The sequence below is a fragment of the Flavobacterium panacagri genome, from assembly GCF_030378165.1.
GTDB classification, from domain to species: Bacteria; Bacteroidota; Bacteroidia; order Flavobacteriales; family Flavobacteriaceae; genus Flavobacterium; species Flavobacterium panacagri.
Genome location: NZ_CP119766.1, coordinates 4059480 through 4083053 on the forward strand (window position 1 = coordinate 4059480; position 23574 = coordinate 4083053).

The 23574-nt window shown below is 32.1% G+C and carries 21 protein-coding genes; 16 read left to right on the plus strand and 5 right to left on the minus strand.

From position 1 onward, the window contains the following. Window positions 1–94: 94 nt before the first annotated feature. Window positions 95–1639: a hypothetical protein gene (locus P2W65_RS17855; protein WP_289659728.1), complete on the minus strand. Its 1545-nt coding sequence runs from the start codon at window positions 1637–1639 to the stop codon at window positions 95–97. Window positions 1640–1794: 155 nt separating this feature from the next. Between P2W65_RS17855 and P2W65_RS17860 the strand changes: the two genes are divergently transcribed. The 7 genes from P2W65_RS17860 (at window position 1795) to acs (ending at window position 12414) form a co-directional block, all read left to right on the plus strand. Beyond that, a complete protein-coding gene (locus P2W65_RS17860; protein ID WP_179004526.1) occupies window positions 1795–2970 on the plus strand; it encodes a 2-isopropylmalate synthase in 1176 nt (391 codons plus the stop codon). Between the two features lie 54 nt (window positions 2971–3024). Continuing rightward, on the plus strand, window positions 3025–4143 hold the full coding sequence (leuB, locus tag P2W65_RS17865) for a 3-isopropylmalate dehydrogenase (protein ID WP_289659731.1): 1119 nt from the start codon (window positions 3025–3027) through the stop codon (window positions 4141–4143). Between the two features lie 270 nt (window positions 4144–4413). Continuing rightward, the gene (gene ilvD / locus P2W65_RS17870; RefSeq protein ID WP_289659733.1) at window positions 4414–6087 is read left to right on the plus strand and encodes a dihydroxy-acid dehydratase; all 1674 of its coding nucleotides are present in this window, start codon (window positions 4414–4416) and stop codon (window positions 6085–6087) included. Between the two features lie 103 nt (window positions 6088–6190). Next, window positions 6191–7879, plus strand: a complete 1689-nt coding sequence (gene ilvB / locus P2W65_RS17875) for a biosynthetic-type acetolactate synthase large subunit (protein ID WP_289659735.1) — start codon at window positions 6191–6193, stop codon at window positions 7877–7879. Between the two features lie 75 nt (window positions 7880–7954). Beyond that, window positions 7955–8476 (plus strand): acetolactate synthase small subunit, encoded by a 522-nt coding sequence (gene ilvN / locus P2W65_RS17880; RefSeq protein ID WP_091497929.1) that lies wholly within the window; start codon window positions 7955–7957, stop codon window positions 8474–8476. A gap of 63 nt (window positions 8477–8539) precedes the next feature. Beyond that, window positions 8540–10009: a ketol-acid reductoisomerase gene (gene ilvC, locus P2W65_RS17885; protein WP_289659738.1), complete on the plus strand. Its 1470-nt coding sequence runs from the start codon at window positions 8540–8542 to the stop codon at window positions 10007–10009. A gap of 497 nt (window positions 10010–10506) precedes the next feature. Then, window positions 10507–12414, plus strand: coding sequence for an acetate--CoA ligase (gene acs / locus P2W65_RS17890; protein ID WP_289659740.1), 1908 nt, complete (start codon window positions 10507–10509; stop codon window positions 12412–12414). Between the two features lie 81 nt (window positions 12415–12495). Here acs and P2W65_RS17895 read toward each other — a convergent pair whose 3' ends face one another. From P2W65_RS17895 to P2W65_RS17905, 3 genes are all read right to left on the minus strand, one after another. After that, window positions 12496–12888, minus strand: a complete 393-nt coding sequence (locus tag P2W65_RS17895; RefSeq protein ID WP_289659742.1) for a hypothetical protein — start codon at window positions 12886–12888, stop codon at window positions 12496–12498. A 264-nt stretch (window positions 12889–13152) separates the two neighbouring features. Continuing rightward, complete coding sequence (locus P2W65_RS17900) at window positions 13153–13749, minus strand: 3'-5' exonuclease (protein WP_289659744.1); 597 nt, start codon at window positions 13747–13749, stop codon at window positions 13153–13155. A 3-nt stretch (window positions 13750–13752) separates the two neighbouring features. Then, a complete protein-coding gene (locus P2W65_RS17905; protein ID WP_289659746.1) occupies window positions 13753–15666 on the minus strand; it encodes a DUF294 nucleotidyltransferase-like domain-containing protein in 1914 nt (637 codons plus the stop codon). 1002 nt (window positions 15667–16668) lie between these two features. Here P2W65_RS17905 and P2W65_RS17910 point away from each other — a divergent pair. The 9 genes from P2W65_RS17910 to P2W65_RS17950 all read left to right on the plus strand — a co-directional run bounded on the left by P2W65_RS17910 (window position 16669) and on the right by P2W65_RS17950 (window position 22617). Beyond that, a complete protein-coding gene (locus tag P2W65_RS17910) occupies window positions 16669–16995 on the plus strand; it encodes a hypothetical protein (protein ID WP_289659748.1) in 327 nt (108 codons plus the stop codon). Between the two features lie 83 nt (window positions 16996–17078). Next, window positions 17079–18272, plus strand: a complete 1194-nt coding sequence (locus P2W65_RS17915) for a hypothetical protein (RefSeq protein WP_289659750.1) — start codon at window positions 17079–17081, stop codon at window positions 18270–18272. Between the two features lie 277 nt (window positions 18273–18549). Further along, on the plus strand, window positions 18550–19269 hold the full coding sequence (locus P2W65_RS17920) for a hypothetical protein (protein WP_289659752.1): 720 nt from the start codon (window positions 18550–18552) through the stop codon (window positions 19267–19269). A 3-nt stretch (window positions 19270–19272) separates the two neighbouring features. Beyond that, a complete protein-coding gene (locus tag P2W65_RS17925; protein ID WP_057117986.1) occupies window positions 19273–19749 on the plus strand; it encodes a hypothetical protein in 477 nt (158 codons plus the stop codon). A gap of 114 nt (window positions 19750–19863) precedes the next feature. Next, the gene (locus P2W65_RS17930) at window positions 19864–20262 is read left to right on the plus strand and encodes a hypothetical protein (protein WP_057117985.1); all 399 of its coding nucleotides are present in this window, start codon (window positions 19864–19866) and stop codon (window positions 20260–20262) included. A 103-nt stretch (window positions 20263–20365) separates the two neighbouring features. Beyond that, window positions 20366–20542 carry a hypothetical protein gene (locus tag P2W65_RS17935; protein ID WP_289659756.1) on the plus strand — a complete coding sequence of 59 codons (177 nt, stop codon included), beginning with the start codon at window positions 20366–20368 and terminating at the stop codon, window positions 20540–20542. Continuing rightward, window positions 20535–21080 (plus strand): hypothetical protein, encoded by a 546-nt coding sequence (locus tag P2W65_RS17940; protein ID WP_057117984.1) that lies wholly within the window; start codon window positions 20535–20537, stop codon window positions 21078–21080. Before P2W65_RS17935 ends, P2W65_RS17940 begins: the two co-directional genes overlap by 8 nt. Window positions 21081–21255: 175 nt before the next feature. Then, window positions 21256–21759, plus strand: coding sequence for a hypothetical protein (locus P2W65_RS17945; protein WP_289659758.1), 504 nt, complete (start codon window positions 21256–21258; stop codon window positions 21757–21759). Between the two features lie 6 nt (window positions 21760–21765). Next, window positions 21766–22617, plus strand: a complete 852-nt coding sequence (locus tag P2W65_RS17950; RefSeq protein ID WP_289659760.1) for a hypothetical protein — start codon at window positions 21766–21768, stop codon at window positions 22615–22617. A 234-nt stretch (window positions 22618–22851) separates the two neighbouring features. Here the strand turns inward: P2W65_RS17950 and P2W65_RS17955 are convergent, their stop codons facing one another. Continuing rightward, window positions 22852–23490, minus strand: a complete 639-nt coding sequence (locus P2W65_RS17955; RefSeq protein WP_289659762.1) for a hypothetical protein — start codon at window positions 23488–23490, stop codon at window positions 22852–22854. Window positions 23491–23574 lie beyond the last annotated feature (84 nt).

Sequence of the window (23574 nt, forward strand, 5' to 3'; positions counted from 1 at the left end):
CCTTTCAGTCGAAATAAAAAAAAGGTTTTAAAAACTATTGTTTTTAAAACCTTTTTTATTGGAATTTGGAATTTTAAAAAATTGGAATTTAAACCTATCGATTGTTCAACTTCGCTTTTTCCTTTATAATATCAGCGATTTTTCGGTTTTCAATTTTGCTTTCCAGCCACGAAATGATATCTAAATATAAAAAAGCTCTTTTTTCGTAAGTATTCTTTTCAAGCTCAACAAAACGAGCGTGCATTTTTTTGAATTCTTTCTTAATGTCGGCAGGATAAAAGTTGTTTAAATTTCTAAGGAATTTGATGATTTCTTTCTGGACTTCATGTAAATCATTCATTTTCAGTAAGAATTTGTAGGTGCTTTTCAGATGATTCTCTAAGTAATAATCTTTTCCAAGTTCATAATGTGCAATTAAAGATAACAATCTCGCAAAACACATTAAATCTTCACGCATTGTTAAATTCTTGTTATTGATGATTTTATCTAAATAATTGATGCATTCGTTGTATTTTTCGACACCAAAATAAATAGAAGCAATTTTATAGAAGAATACCATTTCGTGATGCTCATCAAGATGTTCACTATGAATCTTAAGCTTACTTAAAATCTCAGGAATTAAATATTCGCTTTCTGCGAAAGTACCTGCTAAAATATGCAGATTTAATTTGTTGTTGTAGACATATAGGAAAGATAGTGATGCAAGATTGTCATTTGTTGGAAATTTAGGATCTGCAATCGTTTCTTCCAGAAGATTAAGGTATTTCTTGAAATTAGATTTATATTTTAGCATATAAAGGGATTCTAAGAAATAATGATTTCCTTTTAAAAAGAATACAGGATTCAAATAAATCATGTTCGGATTATCATAGAATAATTGTACCCATTTATAAGCATATTTATAACTAGCCAAGAAATCTTGAACTAGAAAACTTCGCCATAAATTAGCATTGTAAAACCAATATTTTTCGCGGAAACCAAATTTACTTTCATCCAGTTTTGCAATATGTCTGTTGAAATAATCGTCTATATATTTGTATTCGGCATCACTTTTTACATAGCCGGTCTTTAACATGATTCCATATAACTGAAGCGATAAATTTGATAATTTACTGGAAATCGTATTTCGATAGTTTAATTCTTTGGCCTGAACCACCAATTCGTCAGCACGTCCCTGAATACTTCGGGTAATATATTGGGATTCGATTAACTTTTCAAACTCAACAATTTCATACGCCATATATTTTTCATCATTTTCAAGCGCCTGTTGTTTGGTTTTGTCTAAAATTTTCAAACTCTGTTTGTATAATCCTTTGTTATAAAGAATAACAGCAAAATCCATCTGTTCGCGAAGTTGGTAACGAATATTCTGGCTGGGAATATTCAATCTTATACTAACCAAAATTTGCTTGTATAAGTATGATTTTAAGTTAGATAACTGTACTTTCTGAATGACACCACTTTTTAGAATGAGTTTTTCATCATAAACTTCAGATTTATCGAGAATATTGAATAATTCGATAAATTTTGTGTTTGAACTCGTCTCTAATCGGCTTGCAAAAATTTTAAACTGTCTTTTTTCTGATTTCGAAAGTGATTTGATTAAAACAAATAAGAAATCTTTTTGATGGTTAGCCATTGTAAAAAATAATAATGTAACTTATTGAAAATAAATTAGTTAATTAGATATAAAACGTTTTATGAGCAGTATAATTTCATGAAAACGAATTTCGTACTGCGATAGTACAATATATATTTGTTATCAAGATGTGAAATTACATTAAATTAATGAATATGAATAGAGAGAAAGTTCAAATTTTTGACACCACTTTGCGAGATGGTGAACAAGTTCCAGGATGTAAGTTAGATACTAAGCAAAAATTAGTTATCGCAGAACGACTAGACAAAATGGGAGTTGATATCATCGAAGCAGGTTTCCCTGTGTCAAGTCCGGGCGATTTTTTATCGGTCTCTGAGATTTGTAAAATTGTAGAAAATGCAACCGTCTGCGGATTAACAAGAGCCGTAAAAAACGATATTGATGTTGCTGCAGCTGCGTTAAAGCATGCTAAGAAACCTAGAATCCATACTGGAATCGGAACTTCGGAATCTCATATACTCCACAAATTGCAAACTACTCCGGAAGATATTATTGCAAGAGCAAAATATGCAGTATCTCACGCTAAATCTTATGTAGAAGATGTAGAATTCTATGCAGAAGATGCAGGTAGAACAGATAACGCATTTTTAGCTAAAGTTTGTGAAGAAGTTATTAAATCTGGAGCTACAGTATTGAATATTCCTGATACTACAGGGTATTGTCTTCCAGAAGAGTATGGAGCAAAAATAAAATACTTAAAAGAAAACGTAAAAGGAATCGAAAACGTAATCCTTTCATGTCACTGTCATAATGATTTAGGAATGGCAACTGCTAACTCAATTGCAGGAGCTATCAATGGAGCGAGACAAATAGAATGTACTATTAATGGTATTGGTGAAAGAGCTGGAAATACTGCACTTGAAGAAGTAGTAATGATTTTTAAACAGCACCCTTACTTAAATTTAGATACAAATATCAATACAAGAGAATTAAACGAAATGAGTCGTCTAGTTTCTGAAAGTATGGGAATGATTGTACAGCCAAATAAAGCAATCGTTGGTGCTAATGCTTTTGCACACAGTTCTGGAATTCACCAGGATGGTGTTATTAAAAACAGAGCAACTTACGAGATCATGGATCCGCTTGAAGTAGGTGTAAACGAATCCTCAATTATTTTGACTGCAAGAAGCGGAAGAGCTGCTTTGGCTTACAGAGCTAAAAAAGTAGGTTATGAGCTTACAAAAACACAATTAGACATTGTATATATTGAGTTTTTGAAATTCGCAGATATCAAAAAAGAAGTAGTAGATGCTGATATACATCAAATCATCGAAGCTTCTAAAATTGAAGGAGAATTAATTAGAAGCTAATTATACAGAAATAGGAACAATATTAGGATTTAAATACATAAAGAACGAGACGTTATGAATTTGAAAATTGCAGTTTTGCCGGGAGACGGAATTGGACCTGAGGTTATTTTACAAGCAAAAAAAGCTTTATATGCTATTGCTGAAGTTTACAATCATGAATTTGTTTTTGAAGATGCACTCATGGGAGCAGTTGCAATTGATAAAACAGGAAACCCATTGCCAGAACAGACACTTAATCTGTGTTTAAATACAGATGCAGTTTTGCTTGGCGCTATTGGTGATCCAAAATATGATAACAATCCAAATGCCAAGGTTCGTCCGGAGCAAGGATTATTAAAGCTTCGTAAAGAATTGGGGCTGTTTGCTAACATTCGTCCAATTAAACCTTACAAAGCGTTAATTGAAGCTTCTCCTTTAAAAAGAGAAATTATCGAGGGAGCTGATTTTACAATTTTCAGAGAATTAACAGGTGGTGCTTATTTTGGTGCAAAAACACTGAATGAAGAAGGAACACACGCCTCAGATTTATGTGAATATACAGAAGAAGAAATTACTAGAATTACACATTTGGCTTTTAAATCGGCACAAAAACGACGTAAGAAGCTGACAATGGTCGATAAAGCAAATGTTTTGGAAACTTCAAGATTGTGGAGAAAAGTAGTTCAGAAAGTGAGCGAAGAGTACTCGGATGTTAAACTTGATTTCTTATTTGTTGACAATGCAGCAATGCAGTTGATTTTGAATCCGAAACAGTTTGATGTGATTTTGACTGAAAATTTGTTCGGAGATATTTTATCTGATGAAGCTAGTGTAATTACAGGATCTATTGGTTTATTGCCATCAGTATCTTTAGGAGAAAAAAATGCTTTGTTTGAACCAATTCACGGATCATATCCGCAGGCAAAAGGAAAAAATATCGCCAATCCGATTGCTTCTATTTTGGCTGCAGCACTTTTGTTAGAGCATTTTGGATTAACTAAAGAGGCTAATGTAATCTACAAAGCGGTAGAAAAGGCAATTGAATACAAGGTAGTTACAGTTGATTTAAAACCAGACTCTAAATTCGGTACAAACGAAGTTGGGGAGTTTGTTTCTAATTTTATATTCAGTAAAGATGATTTACTGTATTTTAATAATGACAATGTTAGTATTGGACAATCTACAATTGTTTAATATTTTTTGTTAAAAAGTGAAGATAATCACAAGAAGTATTTGAAATGTTGAGATTATATTTTTTTAGTTCCTTAAGTTTATTTACTTTTGTGTCACTAAAAAAGAAATGATGCAAATCTCAATTATTATTACTTCTGTCGTTGTTGTCAATGTGATTCACACATCTGCATCGGGAATGTTATAAATATAATTGAAAAACTATATTACAAACCTTCCAAATACTGGAAGGTTTTTTTTTGAACAAAAAATTAAAAAAAAAATAAAACTATAATGGAATTAAATAAGTACAGCAAGACCATCACTCAAGATCAAACACAGCCTGCGGCGCAAGCGATGTTGTACGGAATTGGTTTAACTGAAGAAGATTTGAAAAAAGCACAAGTAGGTATTGTGAGTATGGGTTACGATGGTAACACTTGCAACATGCACTTGAACGATTTAGCAAAAGATGTTAAAAAAGGTGTTTGGGATGCAGATCTTGTCGGACTTATTTTTAATACCATTGGAGTTAGTGATGGAATTTCAAACGGAACAGAAGGAATGCGTTATTCTTTAGTTTCTCGTGATGTAATTGCAGATTCTATTGAAACAGTTGCAGGAGCACAATGGTACGATGGTATTATTGCAATTCCTGGTTGTGATAAAAATATGCCTGGAGCATTAATTGCAATGGGTAGATTAAACCGTCCATCAATGATGGTTTATGGAGGATCTATTCATTCAGGTAAGTGGAAAGGAGAATCTTTAAATATCGTTTCTGCTTTTGAAGCTTTAGGAAAAAAAGTTAAAGGCGAAATTACTCCAGAAGATTTTAAAGGTGTTATTCAAAATGCTTGCCCAGGAGCTGGAGCTTGTGGTGGTATGTATACAGCAAACACGATGTCTTCTGCAATTGAAGCATTAGGTATGAGTATGCCATATAGTTCTTCAAATCCTGCTTTAAGTCAGGAAAAAAGAGATGAATGTGTTGCTGCTGGAGCTGCAATGAGAGTTTTATTAGAAAAAGATATCAAGCCAAGAGACATTATGACTCGCAAAGCTTTCGAAAATGCTATTACGATTGTAGCAGTATTAGGAGGTTCTACAAATGCCGTTATGCATTTAATCGCAATGGCTCACTCAGTTGGTATCACAATCACTTTGGATGATTTTCAAGCAATTAATGACAGAACTCCTGTTCTTGCTGATATGAAACCAAGTGGTAAATATATGATGGAAGATATTCATGAAGTGGGAGGTATTCCTTCAGTTATGAAATATTTATTAAAAGTGGGACTTATCCACGGTGACTGTTTGACTGTGACAGGAAAAACAGTTGCTGAAAACTTAGCTTCTACTCCAGATCTACAAGATGGACAAGAAGTAATTCACGAAATTCAAAAAGCATTAAAACCAACAGGGAATATTCAAGTATTATACGGAAACCTTGCTTCTGAAGGAGCTGTTGCAAAAATCAGTGGAAAAGAAGGAGAGTATTTCGAAGGCCCTGCTGTAGTATTTGAAGGTGAGTTTGAAGTAATTCCAGGTCTTCAGGCCGGTAAAATTAAACCAGGTAATGTAGTCGTCATCAGGTATTGCGGACCAAAAGGTGGTCCAGGGATGCCTGAAATGCTGAAGCCTACATCTGCGATTATTGGTGCTGGATTAGGAAGCAGCTGTGCTCTAATTACAGACGGTAGGTTCTCTGGAGGTTCGCATGGCTTTGTCGTAGGACACGTTACACCGGAGGCTTATGATGGTGGTGGTATTGCATTAGTGAAAGATGGGGATATAATCGCTATCGATGCTATAAAAAATACGATTGACCTGAAAATATCTGAAGAAGAATTTGCAGCAAGAAAAGCAAGCTGGGTTCAGCCGCCTTTAAAAGTGCAAAGAGGAGTTTTACTTAAATATGCAAGATCGGTTTCTAGTGCTTCAACTGGCTGTGTAACCGATAATTAATTTTAAAATAACAATATCAAAAAGCAAATTTCAACATCAATTAAAATTTAAAATTGATTTTTGACATTGAAATTGAAGTTTGATTTTTGAAAAACTATATACTATGAAAATATCAGGGGCAGAAGCCGTTATAAGATGTTTGTTAGAAGAAGGTGTAGATTTGATTTATGGTTATCCAGGTGGTGCCATAATGCCGGTTTACGATGAATTATATAAATTTCAAGATCAGTTACACCACGTTTTAGTGCGTCACGAACAAGGTGCAACACATGCTGCTCAAGGTTATGCCAGAGCTACAGGAAAAGTAGGGGTGGCGATTGCTACTTCAGGACCAGGAGCAACTAATTTAGTTACAGGTATTGCTGATGCGCAAATCGACTCAACTCCAATGGTTTGTATTACAGGACAAGTTGGAAGACATTTATTAGGTTCTGATGCATTTCAGGAAACGGATATTATCGGAATTTCAACACCAGTAACAAAATGGAATTTCCAAGTAACTGAAGCTTCTCAGATTCCAGAAATTATGGCGAAAGCCTTTTATATTGCTCGTTCTGGCCGTCCAGGTCCAGTATTGGTAGATATTACTAAAAATGCTCAGTTTGATGAGTTTGAATTTAGTTATGAAAAATGTACTGGAATCAGAAGTTATACTCCAGTTCCAAAATTAAATTTAGATAAAGTTGCCGAAGCCGCAGCTTTAATTAACAGTGCTAAAAAACCGCTTATTGTTTTTGGACAGGGAATTATTTTAGGTCAAGCTGAAGCTGAATTCAAAGCTTTGGTTGAAAAATCTGGAATTCCTGCAGCATGGACCATTTTAGGTTTATCTGCTTTACCGACAGATCATCCATTAAATGTTGGTATGCTTGGAATGCATGGGAATTATGCACCAAACTTATTAACTAATGAATGCGATGTTTTAATCGCTTTCGGAATGCGTTTTGACGACCGTGTTACGGGGAATCTTAATACTTATGCAAAACAGGCAAAGGTGGTTCATTTCGAAATTGATCCAGCTGAAATCGATAAAAACGTTAAAACAGAAATCGCTGTTTTAGGTGATGTAAAAGAATCTCTAGCAGCTTTATTGCCATTAATTGATGCTAAGTCACATGAATTATGGCATAATGAATTCAAAGCATTAAAAGAGGTTGAGTTTAATTCTGTTATTAAAGAAGAATTGAATCCATCAAATGGTAAAGGAATTTCGATGGGAGAAACTGTCGAAATGATTAACAAGCACTCAAAAGGTGATGCAATTATTGTTACTGATGTAGGTCAGCATCAAATGTTTGCCTGTCGTTATGCAAAATTCAATTCAACCAAAAGTAATATCACTTCTGGTGGATTAGGAACAATGGGATTTGCTTTACCAGCTGCAATTGGAGCAAAAATGGGTAAACCAGAACGCGAAGTAGTAGCGATTATTGGTGATGGAGGCTTCCAAATGACAATTCAGGAACTGGGTACGATTTTCCAAACTCAGGTTCCAGTGAAGATTGTTATTTTAAATAATGAATTTTTAGGAATGGTACGTCAATGGCAGGAATTGTTCTTTGACAACCGATATGCTTCAACAAAAATGATCAATCCAAATTTTGTTGCGATAGCAGAAGGATACCATATTAAATCTAAAAAAGTAACACAACGTGAAGATTTAGACGAAGCAGTTGCAGAAATGCTCGCTTCAAAAGATTCTTACTTCTTAGAAGTCATGGTAGAAAAGGAAAACAATGTTTTCCCTATGATTCCAACAGGAGCATGTGTTTCAGAAATTAGATTAAGCTAAAGAAAAAAGTTTCAGGTTTCAGGTTAAAAGTTTCAAGCTAAACCTGAAACAGAAAAAACTTTAAACAAAAATTACATGGAAGATAAAACATTTACCATATCGGTATACTCAGAAAATAACGTGGGATTGTTGAACAGAATATCTGGAATATTCTTAAAGCGTCACATTAACATATTAAGTCTAAATGTTTCTGAATCAGAAATTGAGAATGTTTCTAGATTTATCATTGTAGTGAATACTACTGAGAAATGGGTTCAGAATATTGTGGGACAGATTGAAAAACAAATTGAAGTAATAAAAGCATTTTATCATACAGATGAAGAAACTATTTTCTTAGAAAATGCTTTATTTAAAATTGCTTCAAGTTTGTTGTTTGACGAGAAACAAATTCAGAATATCATTAAAGAAAGTCAGGCGACAATTGTAACGGTTTCTCGTGATTTCTTTGTGATTTCAAAATCAGGAAGACGTTCTGAAATTGAAGAACTATATGCAAAATTCAAACCATACGGAATTATGCAGTTTGTACGTTCAGGAAGAATTTCGGTTTCTAAACAAAAAATGGAAATTTCAAGTTTGTTAGAATCGTTCAAATAAAATTATTATTAGCTATAAATTAATCAATTATAAAATTTCATTTCATTAAATATTAAAACAAAAATGGCAAATTATTTCAATACATTACCACTTAGATTACAATTAGAACAATTAGGGGTTTGCGAATTTATGGAGCAATCAGAATTTGCAGACGGAATTGCAGCATTAGCTGGAAAAAAAGTTGTAATTGTGGGTTGTGGAGCACAAGGTTTGAATCAAGGATTAAACATGAGAGATTCTGGTTTAGATATTTCTTATGCATTACGTGCAGATGCAATTGCTGAAAAAAGAGCTTCTTTTAAAAATGCTTCTGAAAATGGTTTCACTGTAGGAACTTACGAAGAATTGATTCCAACTGCAGACTTAGTTTGTAATCTTACACCAGACAAACAGCATACAGCTGTGGTAACTGCTATTATGCCATTAATGAAAAAAGATTCTACTTTGGCTTATTCTCACGGATTCAACATTGTAGAAGAAGGAATGCAGATTCGTAAAGACATCACTGTAATTATGTGTGCGCCTAAATGTCCAGGTTCTGAGGTACGTGAAGAATACAAAAGAGGTTTTGGAGTTCCAACTCTTATTGCTGTTCACCCAGAAAATGATCCAAACGGATTTGGTTTAGACCAGGCAAAAGCTTACGCAGTAGCAACTGGAGGGCACAGAGCAGGAGTTTTAAGATCATCTTTCGTAGCTGAAGTAAAATCAGATTTAATGGGAGAGCAGACTATTCTTTGTGGTCTACTTCAAACAGGATCTATCTTATGTTTCGATAAAATGATTGAAAAAGGAATCGATGCTGCTTATGCTTCAAAATTAATTCAGTACGGATGGGAAACTATCACTGAAGCTTTGAAACACGGAGGTATTACAAACATGATGGATCGTTTAAATAATCCTTCAAAGATTGAGGCTTATGAATTAGCTGAAGAATTAAAAGATATCATGCGTCCATTATTCCAAAAACACCAAGACGATATCATTTCTGGAGAGTTCTCTAGAACTATGATGATTGACTGGGCTAATGACGATGTTAACTTATTAAAATGGAGAGCTGCAACAGGAGAAACTAACTTCGAAAAAACAGCTCCACAAGAAGCTCCAATTTCTGAACAAGAATATTTTGATAATGGAGTATTGATGATTGCTATGGTAAAAGCTGGTGTTGAATTAGCTTTCGAAACTATGACAGAAGCTGGTATCATCGAAGAATCTGCTTACTATGAGTCATTACACGAATTACCATTAATTGCAAATACAATTGCGAGAAAGAAATTGTTCGAAATGAACCGTGTAATTTCTGATACTGCAGAATACGGATGTTATTTATTTGATCATGCATGTAAGCCATTATTGACTGAATTCATGAAAAAAGTAGAAACTAACATCATAGGAAAACCATTTTCAACTTCAAATGGAGTAGATAATGCTGTTTTAATTGCTGTAAATAGAGAAATTCGTCAGCATCCTATTGAAGAAGTAGGAGCGTGGTTGAGAGAATCTATGACTGCGATGAAAAAAATTGGATAATTAAGAGTTAGGGAATTCCTAAGGAATTTAATTCCACAGGATTTGCACTGTATCAATGATTTATAATATTTTGAATTAGTAAGCACTTATTAAAGAGAATGGATATAGATGCATATTGCATTCACTTAACTTCTTCTGAAGTAAGTTAAGTGAAGCTAATCCCTTATTATTGGGGTATATTTGGCAGAATATACTTGTTGAAATTTCTGTTTTAATTAATAATGATGCTGCTATTTTCAAAGTAGAGAAAAGTATTGTAAAGCAGTTTACAAGATTAATTGTTATTGAAATTTGTTAAATTAAAAAAGGCGTAATATCTATTTATTATGCCTTTTTTTGCCTTTCTATTTTGGTTTAAAAAATAAAATTTTAATTCAAATGCAAATAATTGTCATATTTTATTAAAGAAATGTTTTTTTTTGGTAAAATTTATGAATTAAATTGTTTTAAGAATACATTCAGATTTAATACATTTATAAAAAAAATCAACAACAAAGATGAGCTATTACAAAATTGAAAATTTAGAACAATATTTCAAGCATTACAATAAGTCAATAAGAGAGCCAAGAAAATTTTGGGGAAAAATAGCTGAAGAAAATTTCACATGGTATCAACAATGGGAAAAAGTAGTTGATTTTAATATGGCTGAGGCTGAAGTAAAGTGGTTTACAGAAGCTAAAGTTAACATTACCAAAAACTGTATTGACAGACATTTAAGCAAAAGAGGAGATAAAACGGCAATTATTTTTGAACCTAATGATCCTTCTGAAGAAGCTTTACATATAACATACAACGAACTATACGAGAGAGTATCAAAAATGGCCAATGTTCTTCGCGAACAAGGAGTTCGTAAAGGAGATAGAGTTTGTATTTATCTGCCAATGATTCCTGAATTAGCTGTTTCTGTATTAGCTTGTGCTAGAATTGGAGCTATACATTCTGTTGTTTTTGCTGGATTTTCTGCTTCTGCCGTTTCTGCCAGAATTAATGACTGTGAATGTAAAATGGTTATTACATCTGACGGAGGTTACAGAGGAAATAAAACAATTGACTTAAAAGGAATTGTGGATGAAGCTCTTGAAACTTGTCCGTCAGTAACAAAAGTATTAGTTGCTAAAAGAACGAATACTGATGTAAAAATGAAAGAAGGCCGTGACATTTGGTTACAGCCATTATTAGACGCCGCTCTTGATAACAGTGTTGCTGAAATTATGGATGCCGAAGATCCTTTGTTTATTCTATATACATCAGGATCAACAGGGAAACCAAAAGGAATGGTGCACACTACAGCTGGTTACATGGTATACACAGCCTATACTTTTAAAAATGTTTTCAGTTACGAAGAAAATGATATTTTCTGGTGTACAGCAGATATCGGATGGATTACAGGACATTCTTATATATTGTATGGACCATTGTTAAATGGTGCGACTACTGTAATTTTTGAAGGAGTTCCATCTTATCCAGATTTCAGCCGTTTCTGGGATATTATCGAAAAACATAAAATTACACAATTTTATACAGCACCAACGGCAATTCGTTCTTTAGCAAAAGAGAGTTTAGATTATATTCAAAAATATCCACTGAAATCGCTTAAAGTGATCGGATCTGTTGGAGAGCCAATCAACGAAGAAGCTTGGCACTGGTTTAATGACCACGTTGGAGATAAACGATGCCCTGTTGTAGATACTTGGTGGCAGACTGAAACAGGAGGAATTATGATTTCTCCAATTGCTTTTGTTACGCCAACAAAACCAACTTACGCTACATTACCATTACCTGGAATTCAGCCAGTTTTGATGGATGAAAAACGCAATGAAATTGAGGGGAACCAAGTAGTGGGAAGTTTATGTGTTAAATTTCCTTGGCCTGGAATTGCTAGGACAATTTGGGGTAATCACGATCGTTACAAAGAAACTTATTTCTCTGCTTTTCCTGGAAAATATTTTACAGGTGACGGAGCTTTAAGAGATGAAGTTGGTTACTATAGAATTACAGGTAGAGTAGATGACGTTGTAATTGTTTCTGGACACAATCTAGGAACTGCTCCAATTGAAGATGCTATCAACGAACATCCAGCTGTAGCTGAATCAGCAATTGTTGGATTCCCTCATGACATTAAAGGAAATGCTCTTTACGGATACGTTATTTTGAAAGAAACAGGAGAAGTTAGAAATAAAGAAAACTTATCTAAAGAGATCAATCAATATATTGCTGATCACATTGGACCAATCGCAAAATTGGATAAAATTCAGTTCGTTTCAGGATTGCCAAAAACACGTTCAGGTAAAATTATGCGTAGAATTTTGCGCAAAATAGCAGAAGGAGATTTTTCTAATTTTGGAGATACTTCAACTTTATTAAATCCAGAAGTTGTGGAACAAATTATGAAAGAAAGAGTTTAACAACTCAGATTGATAAATAAAAAGATGCCTCTTAAATTTTAAGAGGCATTTTTTATTTACGGTTCTAAATTCAAATACTTTTTATTGTATTGTTTTTGAATTTTCATCGTTTACAAAAAGAAGCGTTTGCATGTTGTTTAGGTTTGTAAGTGATAGAATACCATTTTTATTCTCATTTATTCCGTTTATTCTGAAACAGAATTCATCTCCATCTTTATCTCTTAAGGTTATAAATTCGGCAGTATTATCTGAATAGTTTTGACAACTGTGTGAGATACTATACTTGTACATCACTTTCATGATGTTATTAACGTAATTGTAAACTTTTCCATCCTGAGTGAAAAACCATTTTGTAGTTCGATTTGTGTTAGAATACCAGTTTCCTACAATACGCTGAGATGAAGGCTCTTGATTTTGTGCAAAAACTCCTGAAGCTAAAAATAGTAATGGTAATATAAGTAAAAACTTTTTCATAAATTTTGACTTTAAAAATGGTTTATGTTTGCATACTAATTTTAGTTATTTAGATCATGTATGATTCATCAAATTTATGCAGAAAAGAAGAGAAAAAGATTCCTTATAAGATAAAAAATGATAGAATACGTTTTTCTGCAATTAAATTTGATGAAGAAAATGTATTTTGTCTAAAAAGAGTTTTTGTTTTTCATACTAAAAAGCCTCTTAAGGTGATTAAGAGGCTTTTTTTTGATTGTAATAATTATGAAATTAATAGTCTTCTTATTTAATTCCCAATCTTGATTTTAATTTTAAAAATAATAGACCAATTCGATACGCATCCTCAGAAGAAGAGTTTCTGTCGCTTTTTGGAATTTTATAAATTTCACATAAATCATCTAGAGAAAACTGTTTGTCATTTATATCGGTAAGTTTTCTATACATCACATCGACATCTAATGCTTCATTTTTCAAACGACCGCAATCTAGTCTTTCTAAAGCGGCATTCAGCATTTCAACATCAAAATTAATATGATGACCAACTAGAATTGAATTTCCAATAAAATTCACCAAAGCTTCTAAAGCATCTGGCTCTGGCATTTTCATCATTTTACTTTCAATGATAAATTCGTTAGAAAGTCCGTTATCTTGAAGATATTTGTATTGAAGTAATACAGTTTCAAAACTTTCTTTTATAACGATACTGTTATCAATCACAGAAAACGCGCCAAGTGATAAAATAACATCTTTATCCGGATTTAAACCAGAAGTTTCTGTTGATAAAACAACAAACTTATTTGGTTTACTTTCGAATTTAGTTAAATAATCCTTCCAGAATTCTGGATAGTCTTTATTTATATTTTTAAGCCAGTCTAGCATATTTTATGAGAATTGTGTCAATTGAAATTTACTCTTAATTAGTTCCTCGAGGTCTTTCATTGGGGCTAAAGCATTTTTTAGTTTCTCCTTATCTGTTTTAGACATTTCTCTTAAATTAATATATTGACCAGAGTCGTCATTTTTTAATCCCTCAACAGTTCTAAATTTAGAAAGTGTTAGAAAAGCCTCAGCACAGCTTAAATAAATTTCAGCATTTTTAGAATCTGTTATTGCTAACTGCTTGAATCTTAAATAGGTGTTTTGTATTCCTTTAATGTTTGCATTCAAAATTAATAAACGTGCGCCATCTATCAAAGGCATTAGCGCGCGAGTTTTTATATCAAATTTTCCTTTGTGCGGCCCTTCTTCTTCGATAATGAATTTTTTAAAGAAGCTTAAAGGAGAGTTTCTCTTTAAAGCATCATTTCCCAAAAAGTCAAAGAATAAAGTATTGTTAACAGCATTTTTGAAAATTACATTTTCGATTGCTTCTTCGATTTTTGCTTCACCAAAAACAATTTCATAATCAAAGAAAATACTGCTTAGATCGTTGCTGTTTTCACCTGGAGTATTCATCCAGCTGTTGTATTGCTTTGTCCAGTCACTCAATGATTTGCACCAGAGCATATTACTTCCCATATGGCCGTTTGGACAATATTCGTAGCCTACTTTTTCTAAGATAGAAGTAGTTCTTTTAGCTAATCTTAAGAAATAATCTTTTACTTCTCTATATTTTTCAGGTGTAACATCTTCAAAAATCAAAATACTATCCTGATCTGTTAATAAAAGTTGTTCTTTACGCCCTTGACTACCAATACTTAACCATGCAAAGCGTGCAGGAGGGGAGCCTAAATCCAAAATTGAAAGCTCTACGGCACGTTTGATAATAGCTAGGTTGATTTCGCTTGCAATATTACTAACATGCGAAATCGGGATATTTTTTTGAATTGAATTCTGAATCAAATCTGACAAACGATCACGAATCTGTTTTAAATCTTTTGGAAGCTGAGAACGCTTGATTTCTTTAATTAAAACACCTGGATTACTAGCCTGAGCTACAATAAGATCGTGTTCAGAAATGATTCCTTTTACTACAGATTTACTTGTACCGTCTTTTGTAACACATAAGTGGGTTACATTATGTTTTAACATTAACAATTGAGCCTCTGCTAAAGAAACATTTTCAAGGACAGTTACAACTGGGGAAGACATGATTTTGTCAATAGTCTCGGTAATAGGATAGCGTCCCGTTGCAATCTTTGAAGACAAATCAGCATTGGTTACAATACCAATTGGATGATTTTTTTCGCAGATTATAATATTATCCACCATAGATTCGGTCATCAAAATAGCAACATCTTTTACAATATGGCTAGCCTGAGTTGTTAACGGAGAATTATTATAGTTAAGTGATTGAATGTATTGCATTTCTGATTGCTGATCAATATAATCTACATCAGAAATTAGTTTACCATTAGAATTTACGCTGTCTTTTGTATGACGTGAATTTACAGCAAAACTCTCTAATAAGAAGTTTAAAACATCTGAATTATTAGCGACAAAAGGTCTAAATACAGCGATTGGAATAGCATAAATAATACTTTCTTCGCGTGCTTTAGCTGTCATCATATAATTATTTTTGGCAAAAAACGGGCGCAAACCAAAAATATCACCTTCATGGCATTTGTTTATAATAGTTTCCTCAGCGTCAGCAATGGTTGTAAGATTGATTACACCAGAAGCTACTACATAAAAACTATCATGAAGCGGATCATTATTTTGAAATAAGACCGCATGTTTTTCTAAGTTAATAACACGGATATTGGTAGCAATATCCGATAATTCCTGAAAAGTTAAATTATCAAAAGGTTTGTATTCCTTCAAAAAATCAGCAATATGCTCAGCAACTGTATTCATACGTTTTTGATAAAATTTTAAAGTATCTAATGTAAAAATACTAAAATAAACTCTTACAATGAAAGCATCTTGATGAGAATCTAGTATATTTTAAAGAAATGTTAAGAATTACTGATAATAAGGCGTTAAAAGGTTTTTTTTGGATTAGAAAACTTCCAATCTTTTGCATTAAAATATATTCAAAGAATACGATTTATGAGAATTGAATAAAATAGAATTTATTCTATTTTTTTTCAAATATGCTATTCTGAATAATTGATTTAATAGTTCTCAAGTAAATTCTAGAAACCAAATTTCTCAGAATTTCTTAAAATCATTTTTTATCTGAATATTAATAAAACTGCTTAAAAAAATCAAATCCCTGAGAATCGCTTAAAAACGAATTTATTTTAATTTTTCTGAAATATTGAATTCTCCTAGATGCGTTAAATTTTTGTTTTAAAATTATCTAGACAATCTGCCAACTAAGCTGAATCGAGATTTTCTGAGAATGTTCTAAAATGAAATTTTTAAATCCAATTTTCAAATATTGAATTCTCATGAATTGAATTTGTAGGACATAGAAGGTAGAGTGATTAGATAGTTGAATATTAAAATATAGTGATGTGACGAGTATAAAAAACTTAAATTTTCTATTTTACATAATATAAATTATAGTTCATTTGTGATGTAACTAATTAACATTAACCAATGGCTTTAAAACGTTCCTCTTTAGAGAATTACACGCTATTACTTGTAGAATTAAACAAGATGCGTCACACAAATTTCAATGCAAAAACATTTTTGAAAAAAATGCGTCCATTTTGCAAAACCTCACATTTAAAGTTCAAAACATTATTCCTAAGAATCCGTGGTTCAAATATAGGAATTACAATTCGAGTTTGTACGGATTGCTTTATAGTAACTCAATCTTTTTGTGTTCACGAATTTATTTTTTACTGCAATTCTCAGAAAACGCTGATTTCAAAACTTCTTAAACATAATCTTCTAATACCTTAATATATGTCAACAATTTTACTTTTAATCCAAAAACGAGAAAATTTGCTTTTGGAATTAGCTGGATTAAATCATGATTTAAATGAATATTCAAAAAATCCTGTAGAGACTGTCGATTTACTTGGCTTAAAACATCAGCATGATTTTACGATTAGAGAAATTAAACAAATTGGTCAGCAGATTAATGTTTTTTTTAATTCTCAGATTTCAAATTATAAGCAGAAATTTTTTGAAGTTGAAAAGAAAATAACTGAAGCAATCTCAAAGAAAGAATTTACGATAAATGATTTACCAAAAAATCATTATTCACTTTGGCAAGATTCGGAAAATTAATTTTTTGCTACTCCCCTTTCGATTTTTCAATAGTTGCCGTAGGGTATAACGGCAACTAACTCACTCAAAACCTACTAAAAACAATGATTTCATATAAAGAAAGGCATCAAGCCCAAACTAAATTCAAAAACAATAATTTAAAACCTACTCTTATAAATATAGACTACTTAATTATCAATTTAGAGGGTCAACCGTTTGGAGAATTTCCCGAACATTCAAAGTTTCGCTTAAAACCCTACGAATATGGAACTAAGATTTTTGAGCTAAGAGCAGACTTGTATTATGAGAATTTAAAAATCGGTATTTATACAGCAAGACCACGTTCAGCAATTATGAGCGAACAATTTGCTCAGCTTCAATTTGAAAACAATCTATTTTACACATTATCTAACGACGCTTTGAAAGGTGTCATAAATGCTTTTTGCGATGAAACGAACTACTTATTTAAGTCTATTAATAGACTGGATATATGCCTTGATAAGTCTGATATCAACAATTCTTACCGTAATTTATATAGTAATGTGGTTGCAGGTAACTACCTTATTTCGGGGCGTCCAAAAAATTTACAAAGCTATTTTGAAACCTACAAAGGAAAATCAATACTTAACGGCTTCCAAATTGGGAAAAGAACATCTGATAAAATAATACGATGCTATAACAAAACGCTGTCTTTACAGCTTACCGAAAAGCCATACATAAATGAATATTATGCAAATAATGGTTTGAAAAACGACAATGTTTGGCGTTTTGAATATCAGTTAAACTCAGCGTTTTTTAGAGGTCTTAACGAACATTCAAAAGGAAATGTAAATATCAGTCAGGCAATGACTTGGGGTGTTTTTGATAAAGCAAATCTTTATGAGTTATTGAAAATCGCAAATAAAGGTTTTTTTGAACTGCGTGAGAATACTGGCAAAAGTCAAATCAATAAAGAAAAGCTTATTACTCTTTTTGATTTTGATTTTTTACAGTCCCAAATTACCAAATTCAATCCTATAATCAAGCGTTTAAAAAAGGTTGTTCTTTCTTCGACAACAATTAAAAAACGTCTTGCAAAATCACTATTTAGAGAATATTACGCAAACAATCAGGATATATCTTATATCGTCGCTCTAAATCTTTTACTTCAAGATATGGACATGACTACTGAAAACCAACTTTTAGTTTGGTTTCAAAACAAATTACATTTCTATCTGCACGAATTTAGAACAAAGGAAAAATTAGTAAATGATTTTGATTCTGAATTATTCCACGAACATCAACTTTTATTTTTATAAGCCATGAAAACACAGAATACAAGCCAAAAAGTAACTAAAACCCAGTTAATGCATATTCTTGAATTAAGTTATAAAACTGCTTGCAAAGAGTATCAAGTTATACTCGATTCCTTAGAATTAAAAAGGAGTTATTTAACTGTACAAGACCTAATTAAGTACGGCATATTATAGGGAAAATTAGGGAAAATTGTGGAATTATAGGGAATTTTAGGGAACGTCAAATAATAGTTGCAATAACCTTTGTGAAAGAAATTTAAACAAATAAAATTTATAACAAATGAAAATTGCAACTATTACAGGCGTTACAAAATCGCCAGAACTTCAAGTAACAAAAGCAATCGGTGCTTTAATTCTTTCAAGTGATCTGCCATTATCAGGCTTAACTACTGAAAAAATTAGTATTTACATTGAACGTGGAAACGGCTCGAATGTCATTTTAGCAAATAAAGTTTTGCTTAAAGATTTCATTTTAGCAAGTACCTACGGAACTGAAAATACACAGTCTGATGAAGATAATGCTTTGATTGCATTGTGTGAATTAGCAGACGAAGGTTCAATTTATCTTGCAGATAAAGAGAGTATTAAAATTACTCTTGAAGATTTAATTGCAGGTAAACGCTACGATTTACACGGAATCGAAGAGCCACAGCAAACAAATAATTTATTCTTTTTTGAACAAAAATCTGTTGCTTCTGAGGAGTTCAACAAAAAAATTGATGTTCAGGGATTTGATTTGGCTGTTATGACTGTTGACGATTCAGTAAGCGATTTGTCTTATCAGTACTCAAATGGTCAGGTAGTTAAATACCTTCCTTTTGAACTTCAAACATTAAGCCGTGATATTGACCCTATCCAAGCTGTTCTTGCAGATGGAAAAGTTTTACAAGGCTTAACGGATAGATTAACCTTGCCTTTAGTGGCGGTGGTTGGTATTGAAATCAATAAGTCGCAAGGCTCAATTATTAATTTCGTCGTAAGATGTTTAAAAACTGTGTAAGCTATGGGATTTTTCAAAAAAATTGGAACAGCGATTAAGAAAAACGTTTCGTTCAAAAATTTGGTAAAGGTCGCTACTCCTATTATGGGTGCTATTCCTTTCGTTGGTGGAACTGTTCAAAATATATCGCAGAATTTGCAAGATGCTCACGAAGCAAAAAAAGCAAATAAACAGGCTGAGGAAGAATACAACAAACAAATGGCTTTAAATACCGCAAGTCAAGCGGTTGGTGCTGTAGCAAATGCAGGTTCTCAGATTTTCGCAAAAGCCGTAACAACTGGAATTAATGACGGTTTAAGTACTGGTTTTGTTCAGGGTTCGGGTCAGGTTGGTGCTACTGTCGTAAGTTCAACTATTAAGGTTTGGTTTCAAAGAAACTGGAAAATTGTTTTAGGTGCTGTCGCTGGTCTTATTGCATTGATTTGGTTTTTAAGACGTGACCGCAATAATTCAGGAAGAAGAGTTGCTAGAAAAAGATAGCAAGCCGAAAAATTACTATCGAATCTATCTTATTGTATTTCTGATAGATTCGGCAGTAATCATAGTAAAAAAACTGGCTGAAATCATATTATTAATTAAACACATTATAAAGTAATGGCACAAAATAGAAAAAATTCTAATAATCAGAATTACAACAATAATAACAATAACCAACAAAAGGTAAAGCATTCAGGTGCAAAGTACACTACTTACATGCCTGTTACGGGGCCTAATAAAGGTGTTGAACAGCATTTAACAACTGGTTGGAGATTGTCTAAAGGAGAATTGATTGCAATTAAATGTGTGACTACCAATAAATCAAATCTTTCTGAAAAAGGTTGGTTTGGTTCTGTTGCATGCACTTTTACAAACACTAAAACTGGTGTTCAATCATTTCACTGGGGTACAATGCAGAAAAACGGCGGTAAAGTCGTAATTGACAGTATGGCGTTTGTAATTAATCCACGTGCGAAAAACGGAGGTTATGCAGGTACATTTATTCGCTCGAACTAATGTTTAGGTTCATATTAAAGTTCCTCCCTCTTATACTTCACGAGGGGGTCGATTTACTCAAAGAGCATTTAGAAAAAAGAAAACAATTAAAACAAAATAAGTCATGAAAAATTTGAAAGGAATTGTTTCGATAATTGGTATTATCGTAAAATATGGTGCGGTTGTTACTGCTATTTTAAAAGGTATTCAGGTTGTATCTGATGAATTAAGCAAGCTTGATTTCGGAAAAGATGAACCTCAAGCGCCTGCCAAACCTTTAACTATCGAAGAAAATGAGTAGTTATTTAGGTAGAAAAGAATTAACACGAGGTATTCGAAATAACAATCCGGGTAACTTGGTTTTGACAAATATAGCATGGCAGGGAAAAATACCAAATGCTCAAAATACAGATAAACATTTTGAACAGTTTACAGAAGTAAAATATGGTATTCGTGCCATGTTGCGAGATTTGACAAATGATATTGATAAAGGTAAAAATACCGTAAGAAAGCTTATAACTGAATATGCCCCGCCATTTGAAAATGATACGCAAAAGTATATTGAGGTTATCTCTAAAGCTGTCGGTTTAGACCCTGACCAAACAATTAAAATTGTTGATGCAAAATTTTACTTAGTTATTGCACGTGCGATTATTAAACATGAATGCGCACCCGATCACAATTTAATTTACGATTCAGACATTCAAGATGCGATTGACATTATGGGAGATTACAATCTTGCAAGCGTTACCGTAACGGCTAAGAAGAAATTCAAGTTCAATTATTTGATTATTCCCGTACTACTTTTTTTTTATACTGTTTACAGCGTTACAGTCTAAACAAACGCCCAAAACGATAAAAATTATTAATTCAAAATTTAAACAAGATGTTAGATAAAATCAAACTTTTTTACGCAAACAATAAAACTATTGCAAATGTTGTATTAGTGGCTTTAGCGGGATTCTTAGCTTATAAATTATTTAAGAAAAAATAATTATGGCTCAAAGAGAGATAATGAATAGAACGAAGAGCCAAGCCAATACTGTTTGGCTCTTTGATTTTCTGCAAAAATACTGGCTTTTGGTTGTTGGTATCATTGTGTGTTATCCATTATTAAAAAAATGGTATGCTAAATTCACGCAAGATGCTGAGGAAAAAGCTTTGGAAGATGCGGAAAAAGATTTAAGAATTGCAGTTTCTAACCCAATGACAAAAGAAATTGAATTGAACAAAATTACACCTCGTAAAGAAGTTCATGACATAGCAGAATCTTTGGCGGTATGGTTAGGAACAAATAAGCAAACGAAAGATTCTCCTTGGTATACTTGGATAACTGAACCAATGTCTAATTTCGAAAATGAAAGAGAGACTATTAACGAGTTATTGAAAGTGAAGCAAGTTACAACTGTTCCTTTAGTAATTGGCTGTTATTATGTTGTTACACGCCGTGATTTAAAGGCTGATTTAAAAAAATATTTATCAACCTCGGACTTAAAAAAAGTTCCTTTATTCAATTAAAACGACATGAATTATATACAATATATTGATGATACATACGCGGTAAAAGTAAAGGAAATTCCGTATTATGATGAACAGGGTTACGCTGTAAAAGATATTCAAACACCGTTTTTCATATTGTCGCTTTTTATTGACAATAAACGTGTAAACGGCGTATATTTTAATAATTACGATAGTTTGGCTATGTTGTCAGTTATTAATGATTTAGGTAACGTCGATTTAAATGTTATTCCCGAAAATCATTTTGCAACTGCTTTTACAGAAATATTTCTTGGAGTTCCTTACTCTACTGGTTCGAGTGTGCAGATTTCAAATTTTAGTGATTTTCAAAAGAAGCCATTAAGATATTTAAAAGAGTATAAATTACCTCAATTTCGCTTAGATGGTAGATTTTCTCAGGGTTCAGGTTATGCTTACGATACTAGGGTTTATTCTTTGCTAAAACTTGGTACAATTCAATCGGATAATAAATTCTATACGGCATTTTATGATACTTATAGAAATGGTACTCATATCGATAACTTAGAATTTCAGGGTGAAAATCCAAACTATATTAGAAGTGGTTATGATTTAGTTACGTCTTTTCCAGTTCAGAACAATGGTAGTATTGTTCAGTTTGGAGATTATTATGTAAAAATGACAACAACTAAACCTTATCCTTATGGTCTTAGCGTTTTTATATTTACAGATATTAGAACTAATGAATTTTGGTTTTATGTGAATTATATCGAAGTTGGCACGAGTATTATTAAAAAAGGAGAATTCGATATCTCAACATTTGTTTGTGTGAACGGAGGTTTTAAAATTAAAAATCTCATGCATGAAGTAGAGATACAAATCACAAATATTTATGGCTAATACTACTCCAACGCCTTACAGCTGTACAATCTTTAATAAAGATAAAAGTATAAGACCTATAAAAGTTGAGTTTTGCAAATCAATATATTATCTACATAACTGGTGTAAAAATGTCGGATTTGATTATCACTACATTAATATTTACAATCGAAAAACTGGTAATTATATTTCTCGACAATATTCTAATGATTATATAATAGATAAGCCTTTGTATTAATTTACAAAGGCTTTTTTTTAGTCTAATATTGTTATGGTTTTTACTTTTACAACTTCTACATATAAAAACCCTCCTTTTTCAGATGTATTTCTTTCATCTTTGAAATAATAATTATTGTCTACTCCTCTTAAATATTCGACAATCCTTTGCATTTTTGTATATGCTTCAAATCTATCTTTTACTTGGATATAAATGTCTGTTTTTTTAGTGAATTCATTTGTTGGGACTAAATTTATTTTTCTTTCGTTTATTATACTTGAAACAAATGTGAATTTTAATTCTGTTTTGAAAAGATTTGATAAATTATTTTTTTCAAGATAGTCATCGTCTTCATAAAGCATATTAATGTTTAGAAATCCCAATGGTTTTATATTGACTAATTGTATGTGAAAATTTGACTTGTAATGATCCTTATACTTTTTATTGTCTTTTAAATGATATTTGTTATCTATATATGCACAATAATCTCTAACTGTTCCCATTATTATAGATGCATCATATGGAGTGTTAACGCTAACGTAATTATCGTCTAAATCATCGTAGTTGTCCGATAATGTAAATCTTAATTCTTCATCATCTTGTAAAAAATTCTCTCTAAATTTTTTATGATAGTTAACAATTTGAATTAAAACTTGCTCTTCTTCACTTAAAGCCATATTTTTTAGTTTAAATTAATTTGTGTCTATAAATTTTTTAAAGGTATAATTATTTATTCTTTTATAGCAATTGACAAAGTGAAA

Bases quoted from the DNA above. Each gene is read 5' to 3' on its own strand.
- P2W65_RS17905 (WP_289659746.1), bottom strand. From the start codon at position 15,666: ATGAATACAGTTGCTGAGCATATTGCTGATTTTTTGAAGGAATACAAA.
- ilvD (WP_289659733.1), top strand. From the start codon at position 4,414: ATGGAATTAAATAAGTACAGCAAGACCATCACTCAAGATCAAACACAG.
- P2W65_RS17940 (WP_057117984.1), top strand. From the start codon at position 20,535: ATGAGTAGTTATTTAGGTAGAAAAGAATTAACACGAGGTATTCGAAAT.
- ilvN (WP_091497929.1), top strand. From the start codon at position 7,955: ATGGAAGATAAAACATTTACCATATCGGTATACTCAGAAAATAACGTG.
- P2W65_RS17955 (WP_289659762.1), bottom strand. From the start codon at position 23,490: ATGGCTTTAAGTGAAGAAGAGCAAGTTTTAATTCAAATTGTTAACTAT.
- P2W65_RS17860 (WP_179004526.1), top strand. From the start codon at position 1,795: ATGAATAGAGAGAAAGTTCAAATTTTTGACACCACTTTGCGAGATGGT.
- P2W65_RS17945 (WP_289659758.1), top strand. From the start codon at position 21,256: ATGAATAGAACGAAGAGCCAAGCCAATACTGTTTGGCTCTTTGATTTT.
- P2W65_RS17910 (WP_289659748.1), top strand. From the start codon at position 16,669: ATGTCAACAATTTTACTTTTAATCCAAAAACGAGAAAATTTGCTTTTG.
- P2W65_RS17930 (WP_057117985.1), top strand. From the start codon at position 19,864: ATGGCACAAAATAGAAAAAATTCTAATAATCAGAATTACAACAATAAT.
- P2W65_RS17895 (WP_289659742.1), bottom strand. From the start codon at position 12,888: ATGAAAAAGTTTTTACTTATATTACCATTACTATTTTTAGCTTCAGGA.
- P2W65_RS17950 (WP_289659760.1), top strand. From the start codon at position 21,766: ATGAATTATATACAATATATTGATGATACATACGCGGTAAAAGTAAAG.
- leuB (WP_289659731.1), top strand. From the start codon at position 3,025: ATGAATTTGAAAATTGCAGTTTTGCCGGGAGACGGAATTGGACCTGAG.
- P2W65_RS17855 (WP_289659728.1), bottom strand. From the start codon at position 1,639: ATGGCTAACCATCAAAAAGATTTCTTATTTGTTTTAATCAAATCACTT.
- P2W65_RS17925 (WP_057117986.1), top strand. From the start codon at position 19,273: ATGGGATTTTTCAAAAAAATTGGAACAGCGATTAAGAAAAACGTTTCG.
- P2W65_RS17915 (WP_289659750.1), top strand. From the start codon at position 17,079: ATGATTTCATATAAAGAAAGGCATCAAGCCCAAACTAAATTCAAAAAC.
- P2W65_RS17920 (WP_289659752.1), top strand. From the start codon at position 18,550: ATGAAAATTGCAACTATTACAGGCGTTACAAAATCGCCAGAACTTCAA.
- ilvC (WP_289659738.1), top strand. From the start codon at position 8,540: ATGGCAAATTATTTCAATACATTACCACTTAGATTACAATTAGAACAA.
- P2W65_RS17900 (WP_289659744.1), bottom strand. From the start codon at position 13,749: ATGCTAGACTGGCTTAAAAATATAAATAAAGACTATCCAGAATTCTGG.
- ilvB (WP_289659735.1), top strand. From the start codon at position 6,191: ATGAAAATATCAGGGGCAGAAGCCGTTATAAGATGTTTGTTAGAAGAA.
- acs (WP_289659740.1), top strand. From the start codon at position 10,507: ATGAGCTATTACAAAATTGAAAATTTAGAACAATATTTCAAGCATTAC.
- P2W65_RS17935 (WP_289659756.1), top strand. From the start codon at position 20,366: ATGAAAAATTTGAAAGGAATTGTTTCGATAATTGGTATTATCGTAAAA.